This window comes from Streptomyces sp. NPDC101237, assembly GCF_044767465.1.
GTDB lineage: Bacteria > Actinomycetota > Actinomycetes > Streptomycetales > Streptomycetaceae > Streptomyces > Streptomyces gramineus.
Window position 1 is genome coordinate 156,530 of the sequence record NZ_JBIWNY010000017.1, and the last position, 7,052, is coordinate 163,581.

Genomic DNA, 7,052 nt, shown 5'->3' on the forward strand with positions numbered 1-7,052 from the left:
CGCCGGTTCTCCTACCAGGTGACCGGCAGTTCCAGCGGGAACCGCCGGATCGTCTCGGCGTCCCAGCGCACCTTCTCCGGCGGCACCGCGAGCCGCAGGTTCGGGAACCGCTCCACGAGGCGGCCGATGGCCACTTCGAGTTCGGCCATGGCCAGCGGCATCGCGATGCAGCGGTGGCCGCCCCAGCCGAAGGTCATGTGCGGGGCGCTCGGGCGTTCCGGGTCGATGTCGTGCGGGGACTGATAGCGCTCCGGGTCGCGGTTCGCGGTCAGGTACGACACGTGCACGAAGTCGCCCGCCTTGATCTGCGCGCCGTCGAGTTCGACGTCCTCCAGCGCCACCCGCGGGATCCCGACGCCCTTGCGGAACGGGATGCAGCGCAGCATCTCGTGCAGGACGTCGGTCAGCGTCTCGGGACGGGCCGTGAGGTTCCGCATCAGGTCGGGCTGCGTCAGCAGCAGGTAGACGATGTTGCTGATCTCGCAGGTCGCCGTGTCCTGGCCGCTGAGCGCCAGGGTGAGCGCCATGACGGCCAGTTCCCTGTCGTCGAGGTGGTCCTCGTTCTCCCGTGCCGCGGCCATCGCGCTGATGATGTCGGGGCCGGGCGAGGTACGGCGCAGGGCGACGAGCTCGGCGAAGTAGGCCGTCAGGTCGGCCTTGGCCTTGACCGCGGCCTCCTTGCCTCCCTCGCCGACGACGAGCAGCTGGTGGACGGCCTTCCCGATCCGGGACCAGTCCTCGCGCTCGATGCCGAGGAGGTCCAGGACGGCGTGCTGCGGAAGCCGGTCGGCGAGGTGCTCCACGACGTCCGCCGGGGGCCCGGCCTTCTCCATGTCGTCCAGGAGACGGTCCGTGAGCCCGATGATCCGGTCCCGCATGAGGTCGACCCGCGGCTGCGTGAAGGCCTGCGAGGCCAGGTGGCGGACGCGGCTGCTCTGCGGCACGTCCATCACGTTGATCGACTCCGGCGAGACGATGGGCTCCGCCGTCATCCGGGGGTAGTCGTGGCCGATGATGCCGGCGCGGCTGAACCGTGCGTCGGTGGTCACCTGCTTGACGGCGTCGAAGCCCGTGACCAGCCAGGCCTCCGCGTCGCCGTAGGGGAGCCGGATGCGCGTGGGGGAACGGTGTTTCATCAGATCCGCGAGCTCGGGGTCGAAGTCGAGCGCTTCGCTGAAGCTGAACGTGCAGGTCGGGGTCTCGTTGTCTGCGGCCATCAGCCGGCTCCTCCAGGAATGGGTTCCGCGAGGACGGGCTGGACCTGGTGGGTGATCCCGACCGGGCCCGGCGCCGGGACGCGGTGGGTCGGGAGCGGTTGTCCTGCTGTCTCTCGTCGGTCAAGTGATCGGCCTTCTCGCAGGATGCAAGCACGAGAGACGGCGTCGACCGCTGACCGGCACAGGTGCACCCGTCCAGGTGGGCTAACACTTGGACGGGTCCGCTGCTCCGCCTGGCCGCCGGGCCGGTCCCGGCGGGCACGAAGGGCCGGTCCTCGGGAGCGGTCCCGCGGGCCCGCAGGAGATGCCCGGCGGGCGGCCCCACGGGCACGCGCGGCGGGCGGCGCGGTCGAGTACCGGCCGACGGCCGAGGGTGTCGAGCTGTGGCCCGTCCTGCGCGCGCCGAGGACCGGGGGAGACGACTTCCGCTCGCCGGCAGGGGCGAAGCGCGTCTTCCGGCACGAGCGCCACGGCGGCCTGATCGACCGCGACGGACGGTGCCGGACGTGCGGTACGGCCGTCCCGGGCCCCGAGACCGTGCCGGAGACCGGACCCGGCTTCGCGCCGGAGCACCGCGGCGGCGATCCCGTCTCCGCGGCGATCGGCGGGCCGCGCCGGCTCCTGGACCCCGTCACGCCGTAGCCGCCGCCCGGCCCGGCCGCCCGCGCCGGGCCCGGCGAAGGGGCCGCGGCCCGGATGCCGTTCGGCCGGTGGAGTGACAGACTGAGATTCCCGAGACGGCGGGCCGTGACGGAGCGTGACGCGGAGCCGCGCGCACGCGGGGTGCGCGGGCGGCCGTCGGCGGTGTCCGCGGTGCCGCGTCCCGGGCAGCGAGCGATCCGGTCGCCGGCCAGTGGGGAACCGTCCATGACTGCTGACACCTTCCGAGCGCGCCACCACCCGCACCCCGGGCCGCCGCCTCCCGGACGGAGGCCCTCGCCATGAGCGGTGACGGGACGGGCCGCGGCGAACTCGCCGGACAGACGGTCGTGGTGCTCGGCGGCAGCGCGGGCATCGGCCTGGAGACCGCGCGGCAGGTCCGCGCGGCCGGCGGCGACCTGGTCCTGGTGGCCCGCGACGCCGAACGCCTGCGGCGGGCCGCCGCCGAACTCCACCCCGTGGACACGGCCGCCTTCGACGCCTTCGACACCGGACGCACCGAGCGCTTCCTCGCCGGCCTGCCCGGACCGGTCGACCACGTGCTGGTGACCGCGGGCAGCCCGGCCTACACCCCGCTCGACGCACTCGATCCGGCCGACGCCGGGCGGGTCTTCGGCGGGCGGCTCGCCCTGGCGGTGGCGGTGGCGCGGGCGAGCCGCGGGAAGGTCAGGCCCGGCGGGGTGCTGGTCTTCGTCGGCGGTACCGGCGGCCGGCGGCCCGCGCCCGGGATGGCGGTGACCGGCGCCCTCACCGCCGCGTTGCCCGCGCTCGTCGCCAACCTGGCGCTGGAGGTCGCCCCGGTCCGGGTCGCGCTCATCGCCGCCGGGTTCGTGGACACCCCGCTGTCGGCCTCCCTGCTGGGCGACCGACTCGACGCCCGGCGCGAGGAGTTGAGGAGGACCCTGCCGATCGGGCGGGTGGTCGGCCCGGCCGACGTCGCCGCCCTCGCCGTGCACCTCATGGTCAACGACGCCCTCACCGGCGCCACCTACGACATCGACGGCGGCCAGCAGCTCCTCGCGCACTGAGCCCCCGCTCCGCGCGCCCTGCCGCGGGTCCGGCCGTCGCCGGTGGTCCCTCCGAGACGGGAAGTGCAAGCCATGGACATGAAACTAGAGGTCGTCGTGGTGCCCGTGTCCGACGTGGACCGGGCCAAGGACTTCTACACGGGGCTCGGCTGGCGGCTCGACGCGGACGTCGCCACCGACGGGGAGTTCCGGGTCGTGCAGATGACCCCGCCGGGCTCCCCGGCGTCGGTCATCTTCGGCGAGTCGGTCACCGAACAGGCGCCGGGCTCGGCCCGCGGGCTGCACCTGGTCGTCGACGACATCGACACCGCCCACGACGAACTGGCACGGCACGGCGCCCGCCCCAGCGAGGTGTTCCACGACGCCGGCGGGGTCTTCCACCACGCCGACGGCGACTCCCGGCTGCCCGGCCCCGCCCCGCGGCACGGCAGCTACGGCTCCTTCCTGTCGTTCAGCGACCCGGACGGCAACGGCTGGCTCCTCCAGGAGGTCACCGACCGGCTCCCGGGCCGCCTGGATCCCGCGGCCACCTCGTTCTCCTCGGCCGGGGACCTGGCGAGCGCCCTGCGGCGGGCCGAGGCCGCCCACGGCGAGCACGAGGCCCGCACCGGCGCCCCGGACCCCGACTGGCCCGCCTGGTACGCGCGGTACATGGCCGCCGAACAGGCCGGCACGCCCCTGCCCGAGTGAGCGGCGCCGACGGACCGCGCCGCGGCCACCCCGCCCCCGGCACCGCGCCCTCGGCCCTTGGCCGTCCGCCCGGAGCCCGGCCGGCCCCGGCGGCAGACACCCCCAGGAGACACCATGAAGCCCGGCACCCTCTCCGCGCGGATCCTCGACCCCGCCAACCGCCCCGACCCCTACCCGCTCTACGCCGAACTGCGCAGGACACCGGTCCTGCGGGAGGACGACGGCACCTACCTGGTCAGCACCTACCACGAGGCACGGAGCCTCGCGAACGACCCGCGGCTGAGCCAGGACCTGCGCCACCGGCCGCCCGGCGCGGACCGGCCCGCGCGGCCGGAGGAGGAGACCGGCCTGCCGCCGAGCTTCATCTTCACCGACCCGCCCGAACACGACCGGCTGCGCGCCGTCTTCAACCGGCCCTTCGGCCCGCCCCACAGCCCCGGGTTCGTCGACAGCCTGCGCGGCGAACTGGCCGCCGTCGTCAGCGGCCTCATCGACGACTTCGAGGGCAAGGACCGCATCGACGTCGTCGAGGACTTCGCCTACCCGCTTCCCGTCACCGCCATCTGCCGGGTCCTCGGCGTACCGCGCGAGGACGAACCCCGGTTCCACGGCTGGGCGGACGCCGTCGCCTCCCACATCGACCCGCGGCAGGCGGGGCTCGACCAGGAGGAGATCCTGACGGCGCGCCGGGAACTCAGCTCCTACCTCGCCGAACTGATCGAGACCCGGCGCCGGCACCCCGGGCCGGGACTGCTCAGCGCCCTCGCCCCCGAGACCGAGCCGGGCGGCAGCCTGACCCCCGGGGACCTCGTGGCCACCGCCGTCCTGCTGCTGGTCGCCGGCCACGAGACCACCGTCAACCTGATCACCAACACCACGCTCACCCTGCTGCGCCACCCCGACGTCCTGGAGAGGTTCCGGACCGAACCGGCCCTGACCGTCCCGCTGATCGAGGAGATGCTGCGCTACGAACCGCCGGTCCAGTTCGTCCCGTTCAACGTCGCGCTGGCCGACATCGAACTGGCCGGCACCACCATCCCCGAGGGCTCACTGGTCTGGATCATGGTGGCCGCCGCCAACCGCGACCCGCGGCGCTTCGAGGACCCCGACCGGTTCGACCCGGACCGCGCGGACAACGAACACCTCGGCTTCTACACAGGGATCCACTACTGCTTCGGCGCCCCGCTCGCCCGGGTCGAGGCACAGCTCGCCCTGCCCGAACTGTTCCGCCGGCTCCAGGGCCCACGACTGCTGGAGGACCCGCCGCCCTACCGCGCCAACGCCGTGCTGCGCGGACCCCGCCACCTGCCGGTGTCCGCGACGGGCCTCACGGCCTGAGCGTGCGGGGAGCCGTCAGCGCCCGGCCGGGGCCGGGGCCGTACGGACGGCGCGCAGGGCGCGGTCGACGTACTCCTCGTTCTCCCCGACCGGAGCGACGTAGTCGAGGACCCCGCGGGCCGCGTCCTCGCCGAGGGTCCGGGTCATCACCCAGGCGGCGAGGTACTGGGAGGCCAGGCAGCCGCCGGCCGTGGCGATGTTCCCCTCGGAGTGGAACGGCGTGTCCAGGACGGTGAACCCGGGCGCCTCGACGAAGGGCCTCGTCCTGCGGTCCGTGCAGACCGGCATGGAGCCGAGCAGGCCGAGCCGGGCGAGCACCAGCGCGCCGGAGCACTGCGCGCCGACCAGCTGCCGGGAGGGGTCCAGGCGCAGCCGGGCGACCAGCCGGTCGTCGGCGGCCACCTCGCGGGCCCGCACCCCGCTGCCGACCAGCACCACGTTGGCCTCGGTCACGAACTCCATCGGGCGCTGCCCGGTCACCTCGACGCCGTTCATCGACGTGACCACCGGCGTCGGGGTCGTGATGAAGGCCTCCAGGCCGTCGGCGCGGCACCGGTTGATCAGCGCGGCGGCGATGAAGCTGTCGAGCTCGTTGAATCCGTCGAAGGTCAGTACGGCTACCTGCATGGTGTCTCCTCGCAGCGCAACGGGGTGCCGATTGCCTCAGGAGGTCCGGGACCGGGTCGCGGGCCGGTCCGCGACCGGTGGCCCGCCGCGCTCCCGCACCGGCTCCCGCCGCACCGGCGGCCCGCTGTGAGGTGTCCCACGGACTCTTGTCGCGGGCGGACCGGGCTGCCTAAATTCGGTCATATGTCCAGTTCCGATGCCTCCCCTCCCGTCGAACCGGTCGGCTTCGACATCGATCTCACCGGCCACGAGATGACCCGGCGCGCCCACGTCATGGCCGCCCTCGGTGACGACTGGGACCCCGTCGCGGCGCTGCGCGGCGAGGAGGAGGCGTACGACCTGCTGTACTCCGGGCTCGACGAGGAGCAGCAGCGGCTGTACGACGCCCTCGTCGCGGCCGGCGTCCTGCCCCGCCGCTGACGCCGGCGCCCCGGAGACGGACGAAGGCCCGCCGGACGGATCCGGCGGGCCTTCGGCGTGACGGCGGGTCAGGCGACCGCGTGCTTCGGGTTCTCGCCGTACTCGTTCGCCTCGGGCTTGCCCTCGGAGACGAACCACACCAGCAGGATGATCGCGCCGACCAGCGGGATGATGCCGATCAGGATCGCCCAGCCGGAGCGGCCGGTGTCGTGCAGGCGGCGGACCGCGACGGCGAGGCTGGGCACCAGCACCGCCAGGTAGTAGACGGCCACCAGCGCGGGGAACCCGATGACCCGCCCGATGATCGCCAGCACGATGGCGGCGATCACGTTGAACAGGGTGTACATCCAGTACTCCTGCCGGCGCGCACGGCCGCTGAACACCGCGTACTTCTTCAGTACGTCCACGTACCAGTTCATTGTTCGTCCCCCAAGGACCCAAGAAAGGCTCAAGATTTGGCTGGCGCCCAGCAAATCAAGCCGCCATGGCCGGATCCATCCAGATTGGCGTGCGCGGGTCAAACGTTACCTTCTCGCCGCCGTTCGGTGATCAAGGGTGGCCGATCGCATCCGCTCCGTACCCGATAGCGTCTCTACGGCCATGGACATGCAGAAACAGCCGTACCGGCAACCGCCACCGCCGACACAGCAGCCCGAAGGGTGCCTGGTCGTCGCGGTCAGGATCCCCGTCCGCATCGTCGTGTTCCTCGTCGTCCTCCCCGTACGGCTGCTCTGGGACGCCCTCGCCGCCGTGGCCCGGTTCCTCTGGCGCCACCTCGTCGTCCCCGCCGCGCGCTTCCTGTGGCGGTACGTCCTCACCCCCGTCGGCCACGCGGTCGCCCGGCTCCTGCGCGCCCTCCTCGTCGTGCCGCTCATCTGGCTGTACCGCCACCTGCTCACCCCCCTCGGCCACGCCCTCGCGTGGCTCCACGCGCGCGTGCTCACCCCGCTCGGCCACGCGGTCGCCCGGCTTCTGCACGCCCTCCTCGTCGTGCCGCTCATCTGGCTGTACCGCCACCTGCTCACCCCCCTCGGCCACGCCCTCGCGTGGCTCCACGCGCGCGTGCTCACCC

The 7,052-nt window shown here is 73.6% G+C and carries 7 protein-coding genes and 1 pseudogene; 5 read left to right on the top strand and 3 right to left on the bottom strand.

Features of this window, described 5'->3' with window-relative positions; all coding sequences use genetic code 11:
* Positions 1 to 11: 11 nt before the first annotated feature.
* Positions 12 to 1,217, bottom strand: coding sequence for a cytochrome P450 (locus ACIRQ9_RS25640; RefSeq protein ID WP_404177848.1), 1,206 nt, complete (start codon positions 1,215 to 1,217; stop codon positions 12 to 14).
* A gap of 941 nt (positions 1,218 to 2,158) precedes the next feature.
* On the opposite strand from ACIRQ9_RS25640, the gene ACIRQ9_RS25645 reads away from it, so the two are divergent.
* The 3 genes from ACIRQ9_RS25645 to ACIRQ9_RS25655 all read left to right on the top strand — a co-directional run bounded on the left by ACIRQ9_RS25645 (position 2,159) and on the right by ACIRQ9_RS25655 (position 4,933).
* A complete protein-coding gene (locus tag ACIRQ9_RS25645; protein ID WP_404177851.1) occupies positions 2,159 to 2,905 on the top strand; it encodes an SDR family oxidoreductase in 747 nt (248 codons plus the stop codon).
* A gap of 72 nt (positions 2,906 to 2,977) precedes the next feature.
* The gene (locus ACIRQ9_RS25650; RefSeq protein ID WP_404177854.1) at positions 2,978 to 3,595 is read left to right on the top strand and encodes a VOC family protein; all 618 of its coding nucleotides are present in this window, start codon (positions 2,978 to 2,980) and stop codon (positions 3,593 to 3,595) included.
* A 114-nt stretch (positions 3,596 to 3,709) separates the two neighbouring features.
* Positions 3,710 to 4,933 carry a cytochrome P450 gene (locus ACIRQ9_RS25655; protein ID WP_404177857.1) on the top strand — a complete coding sequence of 408 codons (1,224 nt, stop codon included), beginning with the start codon at positions 3,710 to 3,712 and terminating at the stop codon, positions 4,931 to 4,933.
* Between the two features lie 15 nt (positions 4,934 to 4,948).
* Here ACIRQ9_RS25655 and ACIRQ9_RS25660 read toward each other — a convergent pair whose 3' ends face one another.
* Entirely contained in the window at positions 4,949 to 5,560 is a 612-nt protein-coding gene (locus ACIRQ9_RS25660) for a DJ-1/PfpI family protein (RefSeq protein ID WP_404177860.1), read from the bottom strand.
* A gap of 183 nt (positions 5,561 to 5,743) precedes the next feature.
* Between ACIRQ9_RS25660 and ACIRQ9_RS25665 the strand changes: the two genes are divergently transcribed.
* Positions 5,744 to 5,980: a DUF6400 family protein gene (locus tag ACIRQ9_RS25665; protein ID WP_404177864.1), complete on the top strand. Its 237-nt coding sequence runs from the start codon at positions 5,744 to 5,746 to the stop codon at positions 5,978 to 5,980.
* Between the two features lie 68 nt (positions 5,981 to 6,048).
* Here ACIRQ9_RS25665 and ACIRQ9_RS25670 read toward each other — a convergent pair whose 3' ends face one another.
* A complete protein-coding gene (locus ACIRQ9_RS25670; protein ID WP_404177867.1) occupies positions 6,049 to 6,399 on the bottom strand; it encodes a DUF805 domain-containing protein in 351 nt (116 codons plus the stop codon).
* Between the two features lie 181 nt (positions 6,400 to 6,580).
* Between ACIRQ9_RS25670 and ACIRQ9_RS25675 the strand changes: the two are divergent.
* Positions 6,581 to 7,052: pseudogene (locus tag ACIRQ9_RS25675) on the top strand (hypothetical protein); the annotation flags it as partial.